Consider the following 21,117-nt stretch of genomic DNA (forward strand, 5'->3'; position numbering starts at 1 on the left):
CAATATCGCAGGTTCTAGAAAAGCCTTCCTGGTGAGCAAAAACAATACCTTTCGTCATTGATCTGCGCGAAACGAGTGATTCATCGACTTCCACATTTCCTTGCGAGCTGGCTGGCTGCAGTGCTTCTGCTGGCCGCTGCTGTCGCCCCCCTTCCGTCGCATGCCGCGGAAGGGGTGGATATCGCTCGTGCCGGACTGGAAAGCACCGAGGATGGCTACAAGCTGTCGATCGCATTTTCATTCTCGTTGACGCGCAGCCTCGAAGAGGCGGTCATGCGCGGCATTCCGCTTTACTTCACGACAGAGGTGCAGATCAGCCGTCCCCGCTGGTACTGGTTTGATGAAAAGACCGTCAACACGGCGCAAACCATTCGCATTTCCTACAATGTGCTGACGCACCAGTACCATGCGTCCATCAGCGGGCGCCTGCAGCAAAGTTTCAGCTCGCTGGACGATGCGCTATCGCTTGTACGGCGCCCCGCACGCTGGGTGATCGCGGAAAAAGACGCACTCAAGTCCGGCGAAGTGTATAACGTTGCAGTCCGCATGGGCCTGGACATCGCGCGGCTGCCAAAGCCGTTCCAGGTACATGCACTCAACAGCTCCGACTGGCGGTTCTCCTCCGACTGGACACAGTTCTCCTTCAGGGCCGAGTAGACGTGCAACGGTTCTTGCGTTACTTCCTCATTGTCGGCGGCGCGATCATCAGCATTCTGCTATTCCTGCTCGCGTCTGCCTCTTCCAATTCCGCCTTCTTCGATCAGCATTATCCCGAGCTGTTAATGCTCAACGCGCTGATCGCGGCATCGCTGCTGGCGTTGGTCGGTCTGCTGCTGACGCGACTGTACCGGCGTTACAAGCGGCGCGAGTTTGGGTCGCGGCTCATGGCGCGGCTGGTGCTGCTGTTTGCGCTGGTGGGCATTCTTCCCGGCACCGTCATCTACATCGTGTCGGTGCAGTTCGTGTCGCGCTCGATCGAATCCTGGTTCGACGTCCGGGTCGAATCCGCGCTTGAAGCCGGCCTGACGCTGGGCCGCACTGCGCTGGACGCCTCATTGGCCGACCTGAGCGCAAAAGCGCGCGGCATTGCACTGGAGCTGTCCGAAATGTCGGATTCCGCACAGGTGACCCACCTGACGCGCCTGCGCGAACGGAGCCAGGCCCAGGAAGCAACTATTGTGACGGCCAGCGGCCATGTCGTTGCAACGGTTGGTGGCCGCCTCGGCACGCTGGTGCCCGACCTGCCGACAACAGCAATGTTGCGGCAGGCGCGCCTGACCCGCGGCTTCTCGGCGATCGAGGGCGGATATGATGTGCAGGAAAGCATGCCGGAAGAGGCCGCCCAAGAGCCGCCCGCCGAGGTAAGGGAAGAACAGAGCCGGGCCGCCGAACTGAGGCTGCGTGCCGTTGTGGCGATACCGGCGTCGACCAACGGCATGATGCTGCAAAGTGATGAACGCTTCCTGCAATTGCTGCAGCCCGTGCCAGCCCATCTCGCGACAAATGCGGAAGCGCTGCGCGCAGCGTACAGCGAGTACCAGGAACGCTCCATGGCGCGGACCGGCTTGCGCAAGATTTATATCGTGACCCTGACCTTGACCCTGCTGCTGGCGATTTTCGGCGCCATTGCCGCTGCATTCCTCATCGCCGGTGATCTTGCCCAGCCCTTGCTGGTCCTGGCGGAAGGCACCAAAGCCGTGGCGGAAGGCAATCTGTCGCCCCGCCCCATCGTCGCATCCTCAGACGAACTTGGCACGCTGACCCAGTCTTTCAATACCATGACGCGCCAGCTCTCGGAAGCGCGCGCCTCGGTCGAACGCAATCGCGCCGCGCTGGAGAACGCCAAGGCCTATTTGGAATCGGTGCTTGCCAACATGTCCGCCGGCGTGATGGTACTCGACGGCCAGTTCCGGCTGGTTACCTGCAATGAATCCGTCGAGCGTATCCTGCAAAGCGACTTCGATCCGCACATCGGCAAACCGATCCTGGCCATCGATGGTCTCGCGCCGCTTGCCAATGCGGTCACGGCTGCGTTCTCGGAGCAGCGGGCGCAGTCGGCTGGCGACGTCACCAGCTCCGGCGACGACCTGCACTGGCAGAAGCAGATCGAGGTTCCACGCCGCACGGTCGGCGTCGATACCGACAACAACATCACCTTGCTTGCCCGGGGCTCCTACCTGCCTGTAGCGGGCGGCACGGGCTACATCGTGGTGTTCGACGATATCTCGGACGTGATCTCCGCGCAGCGCTCCATCGCCTGGGCCGAAGTCGCGCGCCGGCTAGCGCATGAGATCAAGAACCCGCTGACGCCGATCCAGCTCTCCGCCGAACGCCTGCAGATGAAGCTCGAACCAAAGCTGGAAGAAACGGACGCGGCGATGCTCACCAAGGGCACCACCACGATCGTCAACCAGGTCGCCGCGATGAAACGCATGGTGGACAACTTCCGCGATTATGCGAAGACGCCGCCGGCCGTCTTGCAGCCGCTGAACCTGAATGCGCTGATCGAAGAAATCCTACATTTGTATGTCGCCGGCGACGAACGCGATATCATCCACGCATCGCTGGCAGTTGACCTGCCGATGGTGATGGGCGATGCGACCCAGCTGCGGCAGGTGATCCACAATCTTCTGCAGAATGCGCAGGACGCTGTCGCAGACCGTCCGCCGGAAGCGGAGAAGGCGCGCATCGACGTCGTTACCGAAACAGTCCGCTATCGGGATTCCGATGGCAACGAGTGCACCGCCGCACGTTTGTCGGTGGGGGATAATGGTCCGGGCTTTTCCCCGAAAATCCTGGCACGTGCGTTCGAGCCGTATGTGACGTCCAAGGCGCGCGGCACCGGTCTGGGACTTGCGGTGGTAAAGAAGATTATCGAAGAACACGGTGGTCGGATCGACATCAAGAATCGCTCCGGCAGCAGTGGTGCAAAAGTGGCAATTTTGCTGTTAAAGTTAGCCCCGGATCAAAATTCGGGAGCTAACGTTGGTCAAATGTGCTCCGGAGACGGCGCATAATAAAACTACAATCGGTAATGGAACCGAACAAGGTACGCATATGGCAAATATTCTGGTAGTCGATGATGAAATGGGAATCCGGGAATTGCTCTCGGAAATTCTGGGTGACGAAGGCCATGTCGTCACTACGGCCGAGAACGCGCAGCAGGCGCGCGACATGCGGGCGAAGGAGAAGCCCGACCTCGTGTTGCTGGACATCTGGATGCCCGATACCGATGGCGTCACGCTGCTCAAGGAATGGCAGCGTGATGGCCTGCTCACCATGCCGGTCATCATGATGTCAGGCCACGCGACCATCGATACCGCTGTCGAAGCAACCCGCATCGGCGCACTCAATTTCCTTGAAAAGCCGATCGCACTCCAGAAGCTGTTGAAAGCCGTGCAGCAAGGGCTGACCCGCCCGCAAGAGGCAGCGCGCCCAGCGCCGCTTTATCAGGCCAGGCCCATGCCGGTTGCACCGACCGAACCGGCCGGCGCCTCGGTGACATACGCCCAGGCTGCGCCCGCAGGCGTTGCAAGCCCCGCAGTTGCGATGCCACCGACAGCGCCGGCTGAATCCCCGTTGTTCGGGTTGTCCTTCGACCTCCCCTTGCGCGAGGCTCGTGATGCATTCGAGCGCGCCTACTTCGAGCATCATCTGGTGCGGGAAGGCGGAAGCATGACGCGCGTCGCGGAAAGAACAGGGCTCGAACGCACGCACCTGTATCGCAAGTTGAAACAACTCGGTGTTGAACCGAGCAAGGTCGCAAAAAAAGGTTGACCCTCACCACGCTGGTCATCGGTGCAACAATCGCCGCACGCGAAGCGGCGATTGTTGCAGCACTTGATCCTACGCTGCATACAGCGCTGATTCTCGAAGGAATTCCTGACGGCGCATCTACTCTCGAAGCACTCGCACAAGATTCCAGCTTACTCATCGCGCGGATTGCTCCCGGTTGCCTCTGCTGTACCGGCAACCTCACCATGCGGGTAACATTGAATCGCTTGCTCCGTCGTTCGCCGCAACGTCTTTATATCGCTGTGACAAACGCGGCTCATGTCGAAACTCTGCGCACTTTCCTGCAGCAATCGCCTTACGACAATTTGCTTTCTCTCACTAAAGACTTGCGGGTCTGAATCCGTGGTCTGATATATCAGACATATCAGACGTTGGTTTGCGGCATTTGTATCTCTTTGTAGACTGGCTTGAAATGCGGATGGCTGGCCCCATTTTTGCATCATTGGTAAACGGTTACCAGCAATTATTCCGTAGCACAAGGAGCGCGAAATGAACTTAATCTACAACAGCGAGCAATACAGCGTCGTGGAGTTCGGGGCGGATGATGGTCGCGAAGCCCTGCGCTTTGGCGGATACGAAATCATGGATAAATCCGGCAAACGCGAGATCTTCATTGGCGGTACGCTCGCCCGGTCTTTCCGGGAAGAAGTGGAGAACTTGATCGCCACGGAGCCGAGCGTCGAAGAAATCGATGATTTCCTCGGCAAGTATGACGCGCTGATGCGTCAGCCCGTTACACTGCACTAGCGCTTTTTACACGGTCCGCCACGGGAACGGGGAGACACGTTTCTGTGGCAGGTCACGGTTCGACTCCTGTGTCGCAACCAGCCAGACCTCCTGTCTCAACGAGCGAGAGATATGGCATCATGGCGGGCATTTCGCCCGACGCAGGCTTGACCACCGGCGTCCAGATGTATTCACAAGAACGCCTCCATGCTCGCCAATTCAAGCCCTGTCAGCAGTGCACAGTCCGGCGTGCACGATCAGCTGGCGGCACTCGTAGCCAAGCATGCCGGCACGGAGTTCCGCAAGCCGGTTACCGCCTACAATCGCGAGGCGTTTGAGCGCAGCATGGCGGCATGGCGCGCGGCCGGTAATGCTCCATTGATTCTCGACGCAGGTTGTGGTGTTGGACTTTCGACGCTACACCTGGCTGCACAATTTCCGGATCATTTCGTCATCGGCGTCGACCAGTCCGCCCATCGCTTGGCCCGCAACGTGATCTGGGATGGGCCTCTGCCTCCCAACCTCATCCGGGTCCGCGCCGACCTGGTCGACTTCTGGCGCCTGATGCTTGCGTCTGGAGTACGACCAACGCGGCAATATTTTCTCTATCCCAATCCATGGCCCAAGATTGGCCATCTCGTCCGGCGCTGGCACGGGCATGCTGTGTTCCCGACTATCGTCGCATTGGGAGGGGAGCTGGAGTGTCGCAGCAACTGGAAGATTTACGTTGAAGAGTTCGCTGCCGCGCTCTCGCAACTCAGCCATAAGGAAGTCGGCTGCGAGCGGTATGAAACTACACAGCCGATGACGCCCTTCGAACAGAAATACATTGCCTCCGGCCATACTCTTTGGCGTTGCAAGGTAGTGCTCGATTAGCAGATCACTCCTCCTTCGGGCACCGTGGCTGCGACAACACCACGATCTTCCCTCTCCCAACTTCACGGTTTGCAATTATTTCGATTTGGAAGTACCTACTTCTTTGAAAACCCTTGTAATTTCGGGATAGAAAGAAGGTTTTGACGCATGACAAACGGGGACATCGTAGTCATAAATTCCCCTATTTATGGCATTGTTTGGGCAGATAAAAGTCGGTAAGCTCGATTCGTGTTCAGAACATGAAACAAGCCCTTCTGCCATTGCCAGCCGATGGTACGCCCGCAGGAGCAGTCGACGCATGACGGCAATGTCGTTTGTCGATTCCGGTTCTTCGCTCGCCATCCGAGCGTCGGCAAGCATTAACAAAAACAAGGTATTCTGAAAATGCTGTACGTTTCTTCCTCTGCACCAGCGAACCAGTCCGTGCTGGTTTTGCGCCTGACCAGTCGTAGCGGACAGCCCTGCTCATATACCGAGACCTTGAGGGAACAGGGACTCAACCTGATCGAATGCTTTACGCTCGAGGCCGCGCTTGATGCCGTGCAGAATGGTTGCCGCGTCGGGCTGCTGGTCGTGACGCAAGAGGCGGATCTTGCCAAGCTCGACAAATGCGAGCCCTTCGTCAGCAATAACAGAGTTTCGTGGGTCGGCCTGATCGCGCAGAACCTCATCTCCGCGCCGCGCATGCGGGAATTCATTGCGGAGCATCTGTTCAATTTCATCACCCTGCCGGCGGAACTCGATCACATCGTACTGACGCTGCGCCACGCCTGGGGCATGGCGTTCATGCGTGACGTGCAGCACAGTCCATCGCCAGCCTGCCTGCCCGACGATGCAGATTTCATGATGGTCGGGAAGACGCCACAGATGCAGCAGCTGTTCGGTCAGCTCCAGAAAGTCGCCCGCACGGATGCTTCAGTCTTGATTACTGGCCCTTCCGGAACCGGCAAGGAACTTGCTGCGCTGTCGATTCACCGGCAATCCGCGCGCAGGAATGCCCCTTTTGTGGCAGTAAACTGCGGGGCAATCGCGTCACAACTCTTTCAGTCAGAACTGTTCGGCTATGAAAAGGGCGCTTTTACCGGCGCCAACCAGCGCAAGACAGGGCGCATTGAAGCGGCACAAGGCGGGACATTGTTCCTCGATGAAATCGGCGACATGCCGTTCGACATGCAGGTGAATCTTCTGCGCTTTTTGCAGGAAAAGACTATCGAGCGTGTCGGCGGCACCGAGACGCTCGAAATCGATGTGCGCGTCATTGCGGCTACGCACATTGATCTGGCAGAAGCGGTAAGGCAGGGACGTTTCCGCGAGGACTTGTATTACCGCATCAACGTCGTCTGCATTCCGATGCCGCCGCTGGCCGACCGCGGGCAAGATATTGAAGATATCGCGAAGCATTACTTCGCCAAGTTCGCGGGCATGCACAATCGCAGCCTGCGCGGGTTTTCAAAAGCAGCCATGAATGCCATGCTGAGTCACCCTTGGCCGGGCAATGTACGGGAACTCGTCAACCGGGTACAACGTGCCACGGTAATGGCGGAAGGCCGCTTCATCCAGCCCGAAGACCTGGGGCTGGATCGACACCATTACCAGACGCAGTTGATGTCGCTGGAGGATGCGCGCGCCGATGCGGAACGCACAATGATACGTCGCGCGCTGTCGCAGTCACGCAATCAGATTTCCCGTGCGGCGGCCTTGCTCGGTGTGTCGCGCGTGACGCTGTACCGCCTGATCGAAAAGTACAACATCCGGCCCGAAGTCATGCCGTCGACAAATGCATCCTTCATGCAGACGCGCAGCACGGATCTGGAAGCACACAATTAAGCTCGGGTAACAGCCAGTCGCAAGATGCGAGGGGCAAGAGTCCTGCCGCAGGCGTCACGCCACCACCGTTTTGCTTTCCGACTCCTTGGCCAAAGTTCGAAGCACTTCCGCAAGGCGGCTCGCTGCCGGTGTCATGCACCACGGGCGGCCATGAATCAGGTACAGGATGACTTTGCAGGGACGTTTGTCTAAGAGTGGCAACCGCACCAGCGTTCCCTCGTCCAGCCACTTCTTTACGCGATGCTCCGGCAGCCAGGCATAGCCCAAACCTTCGGCGATGGCGGCCACCACTGTTTCGAAACTGTTCATTACCCAGCGCCGCACGTGCTTCGAGTGAGTGATGCCGGTTTTCTCTGCGGTGCCGGCTGCTCCCATATCGATCTGCACATGTTTGGCAAGGTCCATTGCCGTAATCTCGCGATCCAGCTTCAGCAGAGGATGCTGCGCATGGGCGACAGCGACATACTCGATTTCGGTAAGTGGCTCGCCGAGCAATCCCAGTGGCACCCGCTCGCTGATGGCCAGGTCAAGATTGGGATCACGCAGCACGTCCTCTGCCTGCAGGGTAACGACTTCCCGCAGGCGTACGTGGCCTGCGCCTTCTCCGGCCTCATGGAACCTGCCAAGCGCTTGCGTCAGCAGATGCATCGGGAAGTTGTGGTCCACCACCAGGCGAATCTCCTGCCCCCAGCCTTGCCCCAGGTTCTTGGCAAAGGTCTCGAGTTCGATCGCCTCCTTGAGCACATTGCGCGAGCGCTCGAGCAGCGCGCGCCCTTCCGTTGTCAGGGTGGCCTTGCGCCCCTCAATGCGCAGGAGCGATGTGCCGAGCTGGTCCTGCAGTTTGGCGATGGTGTAGCTGATCGAGGATTGGCTGACATGCAGGGCTTTCGCCGCTTCCGCAAAACCGCCGCAATCGATGACCGCATGGAAGATGCGCCATTGTTTCAGGCTCACATAGAGATTATGCACATCGTGGGGCCGTGAACGGTACGCTGTGCGCATCCCTTCATGATTCAGGGCATGTCGTGGAACCTGTTTTCTTGATTGCGACATTTTTCCTCCTGCGCCATCCAGAGAGCTGAGATGGAAATCGAAAAACCGGATCGAACAAGGCGCCGCCCCACTCGTTGCACTTCGCAGCATCGGACTTGTTCCGACTACACCACGTCAAGGCGTCATGCATTTCCACAGGCGTTTGCTGACCGCTGCTTCGAATTGATTGGTTCGCATGTAAATGCATACACGGGCTGATGATATTTCAGTCGCTTTCCCGCATGCTTTATCAAACGCAAACATTGATCGAATCGATGGATCAGCATGCCGGAGAAAGACGTAAAGACGCGCGGCTTCCATAGAAAGCGCGTGCACGCCGCCAGACTCGCCGGAATGGGGCTTAGACGGCGCGGTCTCGTTCTTGACACTGACGCCGCTTCGGCTGAACGCGACAACGGAATACAGTTCGAACGTACAGGTGCATCCATCTCGTCTTTGATAAAAAACCCGCCACACTTGCATGCGCAAGTAATGGCGGGAACCGGAGAGGGTACTTCAGCAGGATCGACACGCGCAGCAGCACGAGGCGGTCACTGCGGTTGAGCCATCCTGTCGCAATACGTATGCCAAGAGGATAACTCCTTGATTTTTCTTGGTTATTCCGGCCAACGCCACATGATCCGAGAAGTGGCTGTCCGCAGATGTGTCATGAATGTCGCAGCCGTTTCGACAGGCGTCGGCTGTGTAAAGCCATCCGAGTCTGGAATAGGTGCGGGAACAGGCGCGTCTTAAGTAAGAACTGGCGAATGAAACCGGTTTTTGGTCGTCTTTTTCAGCAGTACGCTGGATCAAATGAGGCAAAAGCACTCGGTCAAAGCGTGTAATGCAAACGTACGTTGCACAGCGCCACAGTTTTTGCCGATGGTGAAAGGCGAAGAAAGGGTAAAAAAAGGGCGTGCAAGCTGCACGCCCAACCCTTGAATCCTCAGCGTCCCCCACTATGGGACACTGTGCGCCACGAGCGTGGCGACTTGTGCTGCAACCCCGAATAAGCCGCCCGAGAACGGTATCCGGTTCTGCTTGCTCTTTGCTCCCTGGATAGCTTCCTTGCGCACCTCATGACGGGTTTTGCCGGAAACAGCCAGGATGTACTCACGAAGTTCGGAGTACGTACCAATCCTGCTCGCTGCAGCAGCCTGCCGGAATTCAGCATGGTTGCGTTCCACTACTGCGCTTTCAGCTGGTCCTCCCCAAGAGAAGCCGATTCCGCTGCACATCCGTGGCGCTACATCGATGAAGCGCAGTGTATCGATTGCGCACTTCACGAAAAACACCAATAATCGCAAAGCACTATTTCCCATAACGAAACAATAAAGGATGCAGTTCATGGACCGCTTGCAATCCATGCGGGTATTCGCAAAAGTCGTCGAGCAGGGCAGCTTTGCGCGAGCCGGACAGACGATGAACATCTCCAATGCCGTTGTCACGCGCCATGTGGCGGATCTCGAAGAGCACCTTGGCACACGACTGCTCAACCGCACCACCCGCAAGCTCTCGCTTACCGAGACCGGCCATGCCTACCTGGAGCGGGTGCTGCAGATTCTGCAGGAGATCGACGAAGCGGAAGCAATTGCATCGTCGCAATCGAAGAAGCCGAGCGGCACGTTACGCATTTATTCGCATCTCGGCTTCGGCCAGCACCAGCTCTCACAACTGTTGCCCGCGTATGCCAGCGAATTCCCGGATGTCACCCTTGACGTGACGCTGTCAAACCGCACGGTCGACCTGGTCGAGGACCGGTTCGACGTCGGCGTGTTTGTCGATTTTCAGAAGTTCGATGCCAGCATGGTGGCGCGCCAGCTCGGCGTATCGGAAGTCCTGTTGTGTGCGGCACCGTCCTATGTGAAAAAGAACGGCGCGCCGAAAACGCTGGAGGATATTTCGCGGCATGCCTGCCTGAATTTTTCATACGAACAGGTTCGCCATCACTGGCCGGCGAAAGGGCCGGATGGAGAAACGGTCAACATTCCCATTACCGGACGGGTCGTGTCGAACAATGGCGAACTTCTGCGCCACTGCGCGCTGGCAGGCATGGGTATCACGCTGCGGCCGTCGTTCTCGCTGGGGGATGACCTCGCTACCGGACGCCTGGTCCGGCTGCTGCCGGAACAACGACTGGGCCAATTGTCGGTCGTCCTCGTGTATCCAAGCCGACGCCTGCTGTCGGCAAAGGTCCGCACCTTCGTCGACTTCATGGCAAAGCAGTTTCCCCGTCCGGGAATCGACCCTTGGCTGCGCGCGCAACGTTCATAAGGATCAAGCACTTCGCGCCGGACGTGCTATGTTGAAATTACGTCGTCAACTTGGAGGCAAAGCATGTGCCAACTGCTTGGGATGAACTGCAATGTCCCGACGGACATTGTGTTCAGTTTTACCGGATTTGCGACGCGCGGCGGCCGCACCGACGTCCACAATGACGGCTGGGGTATCGCCTTCTTTGAAGGTGCCGGAGTCCGCCATTTCGTCGATTACGAGGCCGCAGTAGCCTCCCCAGTCGCGGAACTGATCAAGCGTTGTCCGATCAAGTCGAAGAATGTCATCGCGCATATTCGCAAGGCAACGCAAGGGCGTGTCGCACTCGAGAACTGCCATCCTTTCGTGCGGGAGTTGTGGGGACGCTACTGGGTATTTGCCCACAACGGCGACCTGAAAAACTTTGCGCCGGTGATCGACGGCCCCTTTCGTCCGGTCGGCAATACCGACAGCGAGCTCGCGTTCTGCTATTTGCTGCAGGAACTGCGACGCCGGTTCGGGGATACGCCCCCAGAATTGCCGGCCCTGAGCGCAGCGCTCCGGGAATTGACTGCCGAGATTGCGGGATATGGCGCCTTCAATATGATGCTATCCGATGGTAAAGCACTGTTTGCACACTGCTCGACCCACCTGCATTACATTGTGCGAAAGCATCCGTTCTCGACGGCGAAGCTGTCCGACGAAGACCTGAGCGTGGACTTCTCCCAGGTCACCACGCCAAATGACCGCGTTGCGATCATCGTCACAGCTCCGCTGACCACGAACGAGACCTGGACCCAGTTTGTTTCTGGCGAGTTGAAGGTTTTTGCTGAAGGCGTGCCGACCGACTATTGAACGCCATCATTGCCCCCCTGCTTCGGCTGCCTGGCTGCGCCGCACCATCAAAAATTGGCGCATGGAAATATTTTTACGCTACAGTGTGGAGATGAAGGGGAGGCCTACTGCTTCTTCCCACAGTGCGAACAGGCCGTAGGAGTTGCCGCTCCCGGTGTGAATTGCGTAATGAAAGGGGCATGGTGCGCGCCGTAAAATGGCGGCACCCCGTATGACGTGTGCGCGCTTGCACTTTGTGCTACGTTACGGAGCAAAACAAAAAGTACCACGCAGGCAAAGCGACTCGGATGACCGTCTCCAACACAACTGATTCAGCGTATACAGCACCATCGCGCGCGCACGAATTCTTTCTCGGACGCCAGCCGATCCTGGACCGCAACCAGACCATCGTCGCGTATGAACTGCTTTTCCGCAATGCACCGGTCGGCCCGGCGAATGTCACCGACGATCTGGCTGCAACGGCAACCGTCATCGCCCATGCATCCGAGCTGGGCATGGAAAAGGTCCTCGGCGATTCGCTCGGTTACCTGAACGTTGACGCTGCCGTTCTGGCGAGCGACATTTTCCAGCTTCTACCGCGCGAAAAAATCGTCCTGGAGATCCTCGAAACAACGAAAGTCACGCCACAGGTTCTTCAGCGGGTTACAGAACTGGTGAATGCCGGCTTCAAGTTCGCGCTCGACGACGTCATTACCGAAAACGCGGATTTCAGACAATTGTTGCCGCTTGCGGAAGTCATCAAGCTCGACTTGCGCGAGATGTCGCTGCCGGCATTACGCGCGCTTACACCGAAGATCAAGCAGGCCGGGAAGAAGCTCTTGGCCGAGAAGGTCGAGACGATGGAGCAGTTCAATCTCTGCATGGATCTCGGCTTCGACTATTTTCAAGGCTATTACTTTGCCAAGCCTGTGATCCTGAGCGGCAAGAAGCTCTCGCCGTCGCAGATGGTGATTGTCCAGCTCCTGAATCTGATCAACTCGGACGTGGACACCGTTGAGATCGAGAGTGCAATCAAGAAGGACGTGTCACTTTGCTTCAACCTGCTGCGTATCGTGAATACGCCGGCAATAGGTGCACGCCGCCGTGTCGAGTCCATCAGCCAGGCACTGATGATCCTCGGCCGCAACCAGTTGCAGCGATGGCTGCAGATCATCCTGTATGCGGAGCCGGGGCGCAAAGGCTTCGGCGCGATGCCTCTGCTGATGCTGGCTGCAACCCGCGGCAAGCTCCTCGAGCTGATTGCGCAGCAACGGGAACCGCACAATCACGCGATGGCCGAGACGGCTTTTACGGTCGGCATCATGTCATTGATGGATACGCTATTCAGTATGCCGCTGGAAGCCATCCTCGAACAGATCCCCGTAGCCGACCCGGTCAGCCAGGCATTGCTGCATCGCCAGGGAGTGTATGGCGATATGCTCCGGCTGGCGGAACATACGGAAAGGCTCGAGACGGGCGAACTGCTGCAAATGGACTTGCTCGAAAAAAACCAGCTTTCCGTGGCAGACCTGCGCGACCTGCAAATGGAAGCGTTTACCTGGGCAGACAGTGTCACCCATGAGGCGTGCTGACGCCACACCCCGCTTCACCATTGAAGACATAACGGCACACCCGCTGAAGCAGATGTGCCGCCTGCATCAGGACAGGTTCGGCGCGAGCCAGCGCTCGATCACTTCCTTGCTCACACCACGGCGTGCCGCCATGTCGGCGACCTGGTCTTCTCCAATCTTGCCGACCACGAAGTACTTCGATTCCGGGTGCGCAAAGTAAAAACCGGATACCGATGCACCGGGGAACATTGCGTACGACTCGGTCACATGCATGCCGATTTCGTCACACTGCAGCAGCTTGAACACGTCCGCTTTCACCGTGTGCTCCGGGCAGGCCGGATAGCCGGGTGCCGGGCGAATGCCGCTGTACTTTTCCTTGATGAGTTCGTCGTTGCTTAACGATTCGTCAGCAGCATAACCCCACAGGTCCTTGCGCACCCGTTCATGCAGGTGTTCTGCGAAGGCTTCCGCCAGGCGATCGGCGAGCGACTTCAGCATGATGCTGCTGTAATCGTCGTGCGCTTCTTCGAAACGCTTTTCATGCTTCTCGATGCCGATGCCCGCAGTGACGGCGAACAGGCCGATGTAGTCCGCAATGCCTGAAGACTTCGGCGCGATGAAATCGGCCAGGCACTGGTTGGGGCGTGCCACACCGTCGATCACCGGCTTCACGGTTTGCTGGCGCGTACCGTAATACGTGAACGCCACTTTCGTGCGCGTCTCGTCGGTGTAGATCTCGATGTCGTCGTCGTTAACCGTATTCGCCGGCAGCAGTGCAATCACACCATTGGCCGTGAGCCAGCGGCCTTCGACCAGCTTCTTCAGCATCGCCTGACCTTCCTCGTAGACCTTGCTGGCTTGCTCGCCAACGACAGGATCCTTCAGGATTGCCGGGAAAGCACCGGCGAGGTCCCAGGTCTGGAAGAACGGACCCCAGTCGATGTACTGCGCCAGCATTGCGAGATCATAGTTCTTGAACACGCGGCGGCCGATGAACTTCGGCTTGACCGGTGCGCCATCGCCCGAAAACGCCAGCCTCATCTTGTTTGCACGCGCCTCGGCAAGCGAGATCAGCGGGGTGGCCTTCTTGTTTGCATGCTGCACACGGATGCGCTCGTAGTCACTCTTGATGTCTTCGATGTACTGTTCGCGCTGCTCGGTTGTCAGCAGAGACTGTGCGACCGACACCGAACGCGACGCGTCCGGCACGTAGACCACCGGCCCTTCGTAATTCGGCGCGATCTTCACCGCAGTGTGTGCGCGACTCGTCGTCGCGCCACCGATCAGCAGCGGAATCTTCAGCATGCGGAAATGCTCGTCGCGCTGCATTTCCTTCGCGACGTAGGCCATTTCTTCCAGTGACGGCGTGATCAGGCCGCTTAGTCCGATGATGTCGGCATTCTCCGCCTTGGCCTTCGCGAGGATCTCGGAGCACGGCACCATCACGCCCATGTTCACGACTTCGAAGTTATTGCACTGCAGGACCACCGACACGATGTTCTTGCCGATATCGTGCACGTCGCCCTTCACCGTGGCGACGACAATCTTTCCCTTCGGCTTTGCAGCGATGCCGGTACGCTCTTCCTCGAGACGCTTTTCTTCTTCGATGAACGGGATCAGGTGTGCGACCGCCTGCTTCATCACGCGCGCCGACTTCACCACCTGCGGCAGGAACATCTTGCCCTGGCCAAACAGGTCGCCGACGATGTTCATGCCGTCCATCAGCGGTCCTTCAATCACATTGATCGGGCGACCGCCGGCTTCCAGCGTCTTGACGCGCATCTCTTCGGTGTCGTCGACGATCCATTGCGTGATGCCGTGCACCAGCGCATGCGCAAGACGCTTCTCGACCGGCTCGTTGCGCCATTCGAGGTTCTGCTCTTCCTTTTTGCCGCCAGCCTTCAACGTCGCGGCGAATTCGATCATGCGCTCGGTCGCATCCGGACGGCGGTTCAGCACCACGTCCTCGACGCGCTCGCGCAATTCTGGGGCGAGGTCGTCATACACACCCACCATGCCGGCGTTGACGATGCCCATCGTCAGGCCCGCCTTGATCGCGTGGTACAGGAACACGGTATGGATGGCCTCACGCGCCGGATCGTTGCCGCGGAAGGAGAAGGAAACGTTTGACACACCACCGCTGATCTTTGCGTGCGGCAGGTTTTCCTTGATCCAGCGCGTGGCGTTGATGAAATCGACCGCGTAGTTGTTGTGCTCTTCGATGCCGGTCGCAATGGCGAAAATGTTCGGGTCGAAAATGATGTCTTCAGGCGGGAAACCGACTTTCTCCGTCAAGAGCTTGTACGCACGGCTGCAGATCTCGATCTTGCGCTCAAAGGTGTCGGCCTGGCCGGTTTCGTCGAAAGCCATCACGATCACTGCTGCGCCATAGCGGCGGCACAGCGCTGCCTGGCGCAGGAATTCCTCCTCGCCTTCCTTCATCGAGATCGAGTTGACGACCGCCTTGCCCTGCACGCATTTCAGGCCGGCCTCGATCACCGACCATTTCGAGGAGTCGATCATGATCGGCACGCGCGCAATGTCCGGCTCAGACGCGATCAGGTTCAGGAAGCGCGTCATCGCAGCGACCGAATCGAGCATCGCCTCATCCATGTTGATGTCGATGATCTGCGCGCCGTTTTCGACCTGCTGCCGTGCGACTGACAGCGCCTCGTCGTACTGCTCGTTCAGGATCATGCGTGCGAACGCCTTGGAGCCGGTGACATTGGTGCGCTCGCCAACGTTCACGAACAGCGAGTTCTCGTCGACGATGAACGGCTCCAGTCCCGACAGCCTCATGGCAACTGGCACTTCGGGGATCTTGCGCGGTGCGATCTTGCTGACCACATCCGCAATTGCCTTGATATGCGCCGGCGTCGTCCCACAGCAACCGCCGGCAATGTTGACGAATCCGCTCTCGGCAAAATCCTTCAGCAGCGACGAAGTGACATCCGGCGTCTCGTCGAAGCCAGTATCAGACATCGGGTTGGGCAAGCCGGCGTTCGGATAAACGCAGACGAAGGTATCGGCAATCTTCGACAGTTCTTCCGCATACGGACGCATCAGCGTCGCGCCGAGCGCGCAGTTCAGGCCAATGGTCAGCGGCTTTGCATGACGCACCGAGTTCCAGAAAGCGGACACGGTCTGGCCGGACAAGATGCGGCCGGAGGCGTCGGTTACGGTACCGGATATCATGATCGGCAGGCGCTTGCCCGATTCCTCAAAGAAGGTATCGATCGCAAACAGCGCCGCTTTGCAGTTGAGCGTATCGAAAATCGTTTCGACCAGCAGCACGTCGGCGCCGCCCTCGACCAGGGCACGGGTTTGTTCGAGATAAGCGGCAACGAGTTGGTCGAACGTGACGTTGCGCGCAGCGGGGTCGTTGACGTCGGGGGAAATGGAGGCGGTCTTCGGCGTCGGCCCGAGCGCGCCGGCGACGAAGCGCGGCTTGTCGGCCGTGGAGTACTTGTCGCACGCGGCACGAGCGAGCTTGGCAGCCTGCACGTTCATTTCGTACACCAAGTGCGCCATGTGGTAATCGTCCTGCGCAACGCTGGTGGCGCCGAAGGTATTCGTCTCGATCAGGTCGGCGCCAGCGGCAAGGTATTTCTCGTGAATCTCGCTGATGATGTGCGGCTGCGTCAACGTCAGTAATTCGTTGTTGCCCTTGACGAAGAGCTCTTTGCCGGGGATGGAGAAATCGGCGAAGCGCGTGCCGCGATAGTCCTCTTCCGTCAGTTTGTATTGCTGGATCATGGTGCCCATCGCACCGTCCAGGATCAGGATGCGTTGGGACAGCAGATCGCGCAGCAGCGCTTCGGTGGAGGAGACGGCGTCACGTTTCATTTTGTACTCGCAATAAAAAAACCCGGCCTGCAAAGCGGGACCGGGTCTGATGTCCGCTTTAGCTGCATTTGTTAGTGGGACTTCACCCTGGCGCCCGCAAGCTGGGTTTTGACTTTGGCAATCAAATCGGCGCAACAAAAATTATACGTGAGATCAAAGGCTTGCGTAAATTACCCTTCCCTCAATCTCTCGACCGGGCAGGCCAGTGCGGCTGTTTTCTGACTTATCTCGCAACGCGCCGGACCGACGCTATTGCCGTTTTAGTGAAAGCTGCCGCCTTCAAGCGGAAAACCCTTGAGGAATTCCGCTGCAGGCAGGCGTTTGCCGCCAGGTTTCTGTAGTTCCCGTATCCGCAATGCGTCCCGGCCGCAAGCGACCACGACCCCGTCCTGCGGGTTTGCGGCGAGCACCTCGCCGGGAGCCGCCTGGGTTGACTGCGGCACAAGTTCTGCGCGCCATAGCTTGACGGGAACATCGTTGAACAAGCCTGTGGCACCCGGAAAGGGATTAAAAGCGCGGATCTTGCGCAAAAGGACTTCCGCCGGCTGACTGAAGTCGAGCGCCGCCTCTTCCTTGGCAATTTTCGCTGCGTATGTCACACCCGCTTCGGGCTGGGCTACCGCCGTCAACGTACCGCTTTCCAGGTTGCGCAGTGCATCGACAATCATCCTCCCACCCAAGGTTGCGAGCTTGTCATGGAGGCTGCCGGTGGTGTCATCGGCCGCGATCGGCAGGCGCTCCATCGACAGCATCGGCCCGGTATCCAGGCCCTCTTCCATCTGCATGATGGTGACGCCGGTTTCGGCGTCGCCGGCTTCGATGGCGCGATGGATCGGTGCCGCTCCCCGCCAGCGCGGCAGCAATGATGCATGGATGTTGATGCAGCCGTACTTCGGTATGTCGAGCACGCTGCGCGGCAGGATCAGGCCGTAGGCGGCCACGACCATCACATCATGGTCGGTGCTTTTCAGGAGGTCGTGCGCCTCTTGTGCGACGTCGGGATACTTGCCGTTGAGCCGCAGCGACACAGGTTGCGCTACGGGAATGCCGTGAAGCAGCGCATACTGCTTGACCGGCGAGGTCTGCAGCTGCATGCCACGACCGGCCGGACGGTCGGGTTGCGTCAATACCAAACGGATGTCGAAGCCTGCATCGTGCATTGCCTTCAATGCCACGGCGGCGAATTCGGGGGTGCCAGCGAATATGATTTTCATGAGGCTGGATTGTATTGCATGCATTCGTCCAGCGCCCCGGTGAAGAGCATTCTCGCGCCGCCCACGGGATCAATGCCCCGCGTTACACGGCAGTTATCACATGCCATTCTGACAACAATAAAAGCCGATTCTGCGTGAAAAACATCCATCCGGCCAGTGCGGCGGGCACTGCACGCGAGTTAGCGGGCGGTCGCCAGCTTGCGGTCACGGCTGATTTCGCGCTCTTCTTTCATCAGCTTGGTCTTGATGCGGTTGCGCTTCAGGGGGGACAGGTATTCGACAAACACCTTGCCCTTGAGATGATCAATTTCATGCTGGATGCAAACCGCCAGCAACCCATCCGCTTCCAATTCGAATGGTTGTCCTTGCAGATCGAGTGCACGGACTTTCACGCGCGCGGGCCGTTCTACGCCGTCATAGATGCCGGGCACGGACAGGCAGCCTTCATCGTAGACCAGCTTTTCCTCGCTGGACCAGATGATCTCCGGATTGATGAACACCTGCAGATTGTCATGCGTATCGGAAGTGTCGATCACGACAACCTGTTCATGCACATCCACCTGGGTCGCCGCCAGTCCGACGCCCGGAGCGGCATACATCGTCTCAGCCATGTCCGCGACAAGCTTCTTCAGGCGTTCGTCAAAAATGGCCACAGGCTTTGCAATCTTGTGCAAACGCGGGTCGGGATAGCGAAGGATATTCAATAGAGGCATACGGCTTTTGTGCAACAACACCGAGGTCTAAGAGTGTCGTTTATCTTGCTAGTTCAAGGATTTATGTGCAGAATTTGATTCAGTTTGACAAGTTTTGCCAGAAAGAAATTCTAAATCTGACAACATCTTGCGGCACTCGTCATCACGCTGTATTCAGCCGTTTTTACCGGACAGACTATGAAAAAGTTTAGCACAGCAGCCCTTCTCTTCGCTTTGGCTTCCGCTTCCACCGGCTTTGCGGCTGACTCCGATACAGTATTTAATTCCCCCCGCTGCGTTTTCAAGCCTGACGCACCAGATCAGCACAAAGTGGTGCGCGGCGACACGCTGTGGGACATCTCCGGCAAGTTCTTGACGCATGCCTGGTGCTGGCCGCAAGTCTGGGGCATGAACCGGGAGGAAATCCGCAATCCGCACTGGATCTATCCGGGACAAATCGTGTATTTCGACCGTGCTGCCGGCCGCCTGCGCCTGGGCAAGCCTGTTGCTGGCGGCGCCGTGGATACCGTGCGCCTGTCCCCGCAGATCCGCACCGAAGGTCTCGGCAGGGATGCCGTACCCGCGATTCCATCCAATGCAATCGAACCCTTCCTGTCGCAACCGCTCGTCGTCGGCGAAAGTGAACTGAGTACCGCACCACGCATTGTCGCGACGCAGGAAGGCCGCGTCCTTCTGGGCCGCAACGACAAGGCTTATGTGCGCGGCGATTTGGGCGACGGCACTTCCTTCCAGGTCTTCCGCCCGGGCACGCCGCTAAAAGATCCGGAAACCCAAACGATCCTCGGCTACGAAGCAGCCTATCTCGGCACCATCAAGCTCGATCGTGCTGCACAGAAGAGCGACGAGGCACATGTATTGAAGGTGGTGAGCGCAAAACAGGAGATGGGCGTAGGTGACCGCTTGCTGCCAGTGCCCCCGACACCAATCCTGAACTACATGCCGCACCCGCCGGAAAAACAGGTGAATGCACGCATCATGTCGGTCTATGGCGGCGTTTCCCAGGCCGGCCAGAACCAGATTGTTTCCGTCAATCGCGGGAAGAACGAAGGGCTGGATGTCGGCACGGTGCTCGAACTCTATCGCTTTGGCGAAACAATCATCGACCGCACCGAAAAGGACAAGCCGCGCGTCAAACTGCCCGACCACCAGTACGGTAGCCTGTTTATCTTCCGCGTGTTTGACAATATCTCGTACGGCCTCGTGATGCAGGTCACCGACAGCGTGAAGATCGGCGACATCGCGAAGTCGCCGGAATAAGAAGCGACCGCAGTATTGATGGCACACCCGGGTTGGGAGCATGAGCTCGCGCAGTGGATCCGGCTGGACCAGACACCTGGTGTCGGGCCGGATACTGCGCGCAAGCTGCTGAATGCATTCGGGCTGCCCGAAGATATCTTCGCAACCAGTTTTTCCGCACTGCAGACTGTCGTATCCGACAAGGTTGCACGCGCCCTGATCGCCTCGCCCTCAGATGAAACGAAGGCGTTGATCGACAAGACGATTGCCTGGGCAGAACAGCCGGGCAATCTCGTGCTCACACTTGCCGATGCCGACTATCCCCGCACATTGCTCGACATTGCCGACCCGCCAATAATCCTGTACGCGAAAGGGCGACTGGAGCTGCTTTCCAGTCCGTCGCTAGCCGTGGTGGGCAGCCGCAACGCGACGACACAAGGCATCGTGAATGCGGAGAAGTTCTCGGAAACGTTAAGCCACGCCGGATTGACCATCATCTCTGGCCTGGCGCTGGGCATTGACACCGCTGCGCATCAAGGCGGCCTGCGCGGCTCCGGTTCGACGGTGGCTGTGATCGGTACCGGAGCCGATATTGTTTATCCGGCCCGCAATCGTGGTCTCGCACACCAGATTGCCGCAGGCGGCTGCATTCTCAGCGAATACGCACTGGGCGTGCCGGCCATCGCTGCAAACTTCCCGCGACGTAACCGTATCATTTCCGGCCTCGCCCAAGGTGTGCTTGTGATTGAAGCAGCAGCGCAATCGGGCTCACTGATTACTGCTCGAATGGCCGCCGAACAGGGGCGCGACGTATTTGCGATCCCCGGCTCGATTCATTCGCCGCTTTCCAAGGGCTGCCATTTATTGATCAAGCAAGGCGCGAAACTGGTTGAATCCGCACAGGACATCCTGGAGGAGATTCGACATTTCAAGAGCGAGCTCAACCGCACGCCATCTTCCGCAGCAGCACCCGCTGAGCCGGCACCGGAAGATTCTCCCTTGCTGAATGCGATGGGCTTTGACCCGGTTGCCCCCGATGCGCTGGCCATGCGCTGCAACGTCGATATTGCCCAGATCAATACAGAGTTGCTTACACTGGAACTGGAAGGCAGGATTGAAATGCTTCCCGGTGGAATGGTGCGGCGGCTCGCAACATCCTGATACCATTTGGCGCTATTGCCGCCCGCCTTTTTA

17 protein-coding genes are annotated in these 21,117 nt (G+C 58.3%); 12 read left to right on the top strand and 5 right to left on the bottom strand.

Annotation, left to right across the window (positions count from 1 at the left end; all coding sequences use genetic code 11):
- The first annotated feature begins 75 nt into the window (after nucleotides 1-75).
- The 7 genes from ACYVIA_RS05965 (at nucleotide 76) to ACYVIA_RS05995 (ending at nucleotide 7,224) form a co-directional block, all read left to right on the top strand.
- A complete protein-coding gene (locus ACYVIA_RS05965; protein WP_460838906.1) occupies nucleotides 76-657 on the top strand; it encodes a DUF4390 domain-containing protein in 582 nt (193 codons plus the stop codon).
- 2 nt (nucleotides 658-659) lie between these two features.
- Complete coding sequence (locus tag ACYVIA_RS05970) at nucleotides 660-3,017, top strand: sensor histidine kinase (RefSeq protein WP_460838908.1); 2,358 nt, start codon at nucleotides 660-662, stop codon at nucleotides 3,015-3,017.
- A gap of 40 nt (nucleotides 3,018-3,057) precedes the next feature.
- Nucleotides 3,058-3,777, top strand: a complete 720-nt coding sequence (locus tag ACYVIA_RS05975) for a response regulator (RefSeq protein WP_460838910.1) — start codon at nucleotides 3,058-3,060, stop codon at nucleotides 3,775-3,777.
- Nucleotides 3,774-4,133: a GTP-binding protein gene (locus tag ACYVIA_RS05980; protein WP_460838911.1), complete on the top strand. Its 360-nt coding sequence runs from the start codon at nucleotides 3,774-3,776 to the stop codon at nucleotides 4,131-4,133. Before ACYVIA_RS05975 ends, ACYVIA_RS05980 begins: the two co-directional genes overlap by 4 nt.
- Nucleotides 4,134-4,284: 151 nt before the next feature.
- Complete coding sequence (locus ACYVIA_RS05985; RefSeq protein WP_057292409.1) at nucleotides 4,285-4,542, top strand: BTH_I0359 family protein; 258 nt, start codon at nucleotides 4,285-4,287, stop codon at nucleotides 4,540-4,542.
- A gap of 186 nt (nucleotides 4,543-4,728) precedes the next feature.
- Complete coding sequence (trmB, locus tag ACYVIA_RS05990) at nucleotides 4,729-5,397, top strand: tRNA (guanine(46)-N(7))-methyltransferase TrmB (protein WP_460838914.1); 669 nt, start codon at nucleotides 4,729-4,731, stop codon at nucleotides 5,395-5,397.
- Between the two features lie 384 nt (nucleotides 5,398-5,781).
- On the top strand, nucleotides 5,782-7,224 hold the full coding sequence (locus ACYVIA_RS05995; RefSeq protein WP_460838917.1) for a sigma-54 interaction domain-containing protein: 1,443 nt from the start codon (nucleotides 5,782-5,784) through the stop codon (nucleotides 7,222-7,224).
- Nucleotides 7,225-7,278: 54 nt separating this feature from the next.
- Here the strand turns inward: ACYVIA_RS05995 and ACYVIA_RS06000 are convergent, their stop codons facing one another.
- Together ACYVIA_RS06000 and ACYVIA_RS06005 are read right to left on the bottom strand one after the other, a co-directional pair.
- Complete coding sequence (locus ACYVIA_RS06000) at nucleotides 7,279-8,178, bottom strand: LysR family transcriptional regulator (protein ID WP_460838919.1); 900 nt, start codon at nucleotides 8,176-8,178, stop codon at nucleotides 7,279-7,281.
- Nucleotides 8,179-9,215: 1,037 nt separating this feature from the next.
- Complete coding sequence (locus tag ACYVIA_RS06005) at nucleotides 9,216-9,605, bottom strand: hypothetical protein (protein ID WP_460838920.1); 390 nt, start codon at nucleotides 9,603-9,605, stop codon at nucleotides 9,216-9,218.
- Between ACYVIA_RS06005 and ACYVIA_RS06010 the strand changes: the two genes are divergently transcribed.
- The 3 genes from ACYVIA_RS06010 to ACYVIA_RS06020 all read left to right on the top strand — a co-directional run bounded on the left by ACYVIA_RS06010 (nucleotide 9,604) and on the right by ACYVIA_RS06020 (nucleotide 12,935).
- Entirely contained in the window at nucleotides 9,604-10,530 is a 927-nt protein-coding gene (locus ACYVIA_RS06010; RefSeq protein WP_460838922.1) for a LysR family transcriptional regulator, read from the top strand. The genes ACYVIA_RS06005 and ACYVIA_RS06010 overlap by 2 nt on opposite strands.
- A gap of 63 nt (nucleotides 10,531-10,593) precedes the next feature.
- Complete coding sequence (locus ACYVIA_RS06015) at nucleotides 10,594-11,364, top strand: class II glutamine amidotransferase (RefSeq protein ID WP_460838923.1); 771 nt, start codon at nucleotides 10,594-10,596, stop codon at nucleotides 11,362-11,364.
- 287 nt (nucleotides 11,365-11,651) lie between these two features.
- Nucleotides 11,652-12,935, top strand: coding sequence for an EAL and HDOD domain-containing protein (locus ACYVIA_RS06020; RefSeq protein ID WP_460838925.1), 1,284 nt, complete (start codon nucleotides 11,652-11,654; stop codon nucleotides 12,933-12,935).
- A 66-nt stretch (nucleotides 12,936-13,001) separates the two neighbouring features.
- On the opposite strand, the gene metH is transcribed toward ACYVIA_RS06020, so the two are convergent.
- The 3 genes from metH to def form a co-directional block, all read right to left on the bottom strand.
- Nucleotides 13,002-16,760, bottom strand: a complete 3,759-nt coding sequence (metH, locus tag ACYVIA_RS06025) for a methionine synthase (RefSeq protein ID WP_460838927.1) — start codon at nucleotides 16,758-16,760, stop codon at nucleotides 13,002-13,004.
- A gap of 260 nt (nucleotides 16,761-17,020) precedes the next feature.
- Entirely contained in the window at nucleotides 17,021-17,974 is a 954-nt protein-coding gene (fmt, locus tag ACYVIA_RS06030; RefSeq protein WP_460838928.1) for a methionyl-tRNA formyltransferase, read from the bottom strand.
- Between the two features lie 179 nt (nucleotides 17,975-18,153).
- A complete protein-coding gene (def, locus tag ACYVIA_RS06035; protein WP_460838930.1) occupies nucleotides 18,154-18,687 on the bottom strand; it encodes a peptide deformylase in 534 nt (177 codons plus the stop codon).
- A gap of 177 nt (nucleotides 18,688-18,864) precedes the next feature.
- On the opposite strand from def, the gene ACYVIA_RS06040 reads away from it, so the two are divergent.
- Together ACYVIA_RS06040 and dprA are read left to right on the top strand one after the other, a co-directional pair.
- Entirely contained in the window at nucleotides 18,865-19,944 is a 1,080-nt protein-coding gene (locus ACYVIA_RS06040) for a LysM peptidoglycan-binding domain-containing protein (protein ID WP_460838931.1), read from the top strand.
- Nucleotides 19,945-19,962: 18 nt separating this feature from the next.
- Nucleotides 19,963-21,084, top strand: a complete 1,122-nt coding sequence (dprA, locus tag ACYVIA_RS06045; RefSeq protein ID WP_460838933.1) for a DNA-processing protein DprA — start codon at nucleotides 19,963-19,965, stop codon at nucleotides 21,082-21,084.
- Nucleotides 21,085-21,117 lie beyond the last annotated feature (33 nt).

Source organism: Noviherbaspirillum agri (assembly GCF_054780595.1).

Bases quoted from the DNA above. Each gene is read 5' to 3' on its own strand.
- ACYVIA_RS06015 (WP_460838923.1), top strand. From the start codon at position 10,594: ATGTGCCAACTGCTTGGGATGAACTGCAATGTCCCGACGGACATTGTG.
- ACYVIA_RS05985 (WP_057292409.1), top strand. From the start codon at position 4,285: ATGAACTTAATCTACAACAGCGAGCAATACAGCGTCGTGGAGTTCGGG.
- ACYVIA_RS06040 (WP_460838931.1), top strand. From the start codon at position 18,865: ATGAAAAAGTTTAGCACAGCAGCCCTTCTCTTCGCTTTGGCTTCCGCT.
- dprA (WP_460838933.1), top strand. From the start codon at position 19,963: ATGGCACACCCGGGTTGGGAGCATGAGCTCGCGCAGTGGATCCGGCTG.
- ACYVIA_RS06010 (WP_460838922.1), top strand. From the start codon at position 9,604: ATGGACCGCTTGCAATCCATGCGGGTATTCGCAAAAGTCGTCGAGCAG.
- metH (WP_460838927.1), bottom strand. From the start codon at position 16,760: ATGAAACGTGACGCCGTCTCCTCCACCGAAGCGCTGCTGCGCGATCTG.
- ACYVIA_RS06020 (WP_460838925.1), top strand. From the start codon at position 11,652: ATGACCGTCTCCAACACAACTGATTCAGCGTATACAGCACCATCGCGC.
- fmt (WP_460838928.1), bottom strand. From the start codon at position 17,974: ATGAAAATCATATTCGCTGGCACCCCCGAATTCGCCGCCGTGGCATTG.
- ACYVIA_RS05975 (WP_460838910.1), top strand. From the start codon at position 3,058: ATGGCAAATATTCTGGTAGTCGATGATGAAATGGGAATCCGGGAATTG.
- trmB (WP_460838914.1), top strand. From the start codon at position 4,729: ATGCTCGCCAATTCAAGCCCTGTCAGCAGTGCACAGTCCGGCGTGCAC.
- ACYVIA_RS06005 (WP_460838920.1), bottom strand. From the start codon at position 9,605: ATGAACTGCATCCTTTATTGTTTCGTTATGGGAAATAGTGCTTTGCGA.
- def (WP_460838930.1), bottom strand. From the start codon at position 18,687: ATGCCTCTATTGAATATCCTTCGCTATCCCGACCCGCGTTTGCACAAG.
- ACYVIA_RS05995 (WP_460838917.1), top strand. From the start codon at position 5,782: ATGCTGTACGTTTCTTCCTCTGCACCAGCGAACCAGTCCGTGCTGGTT.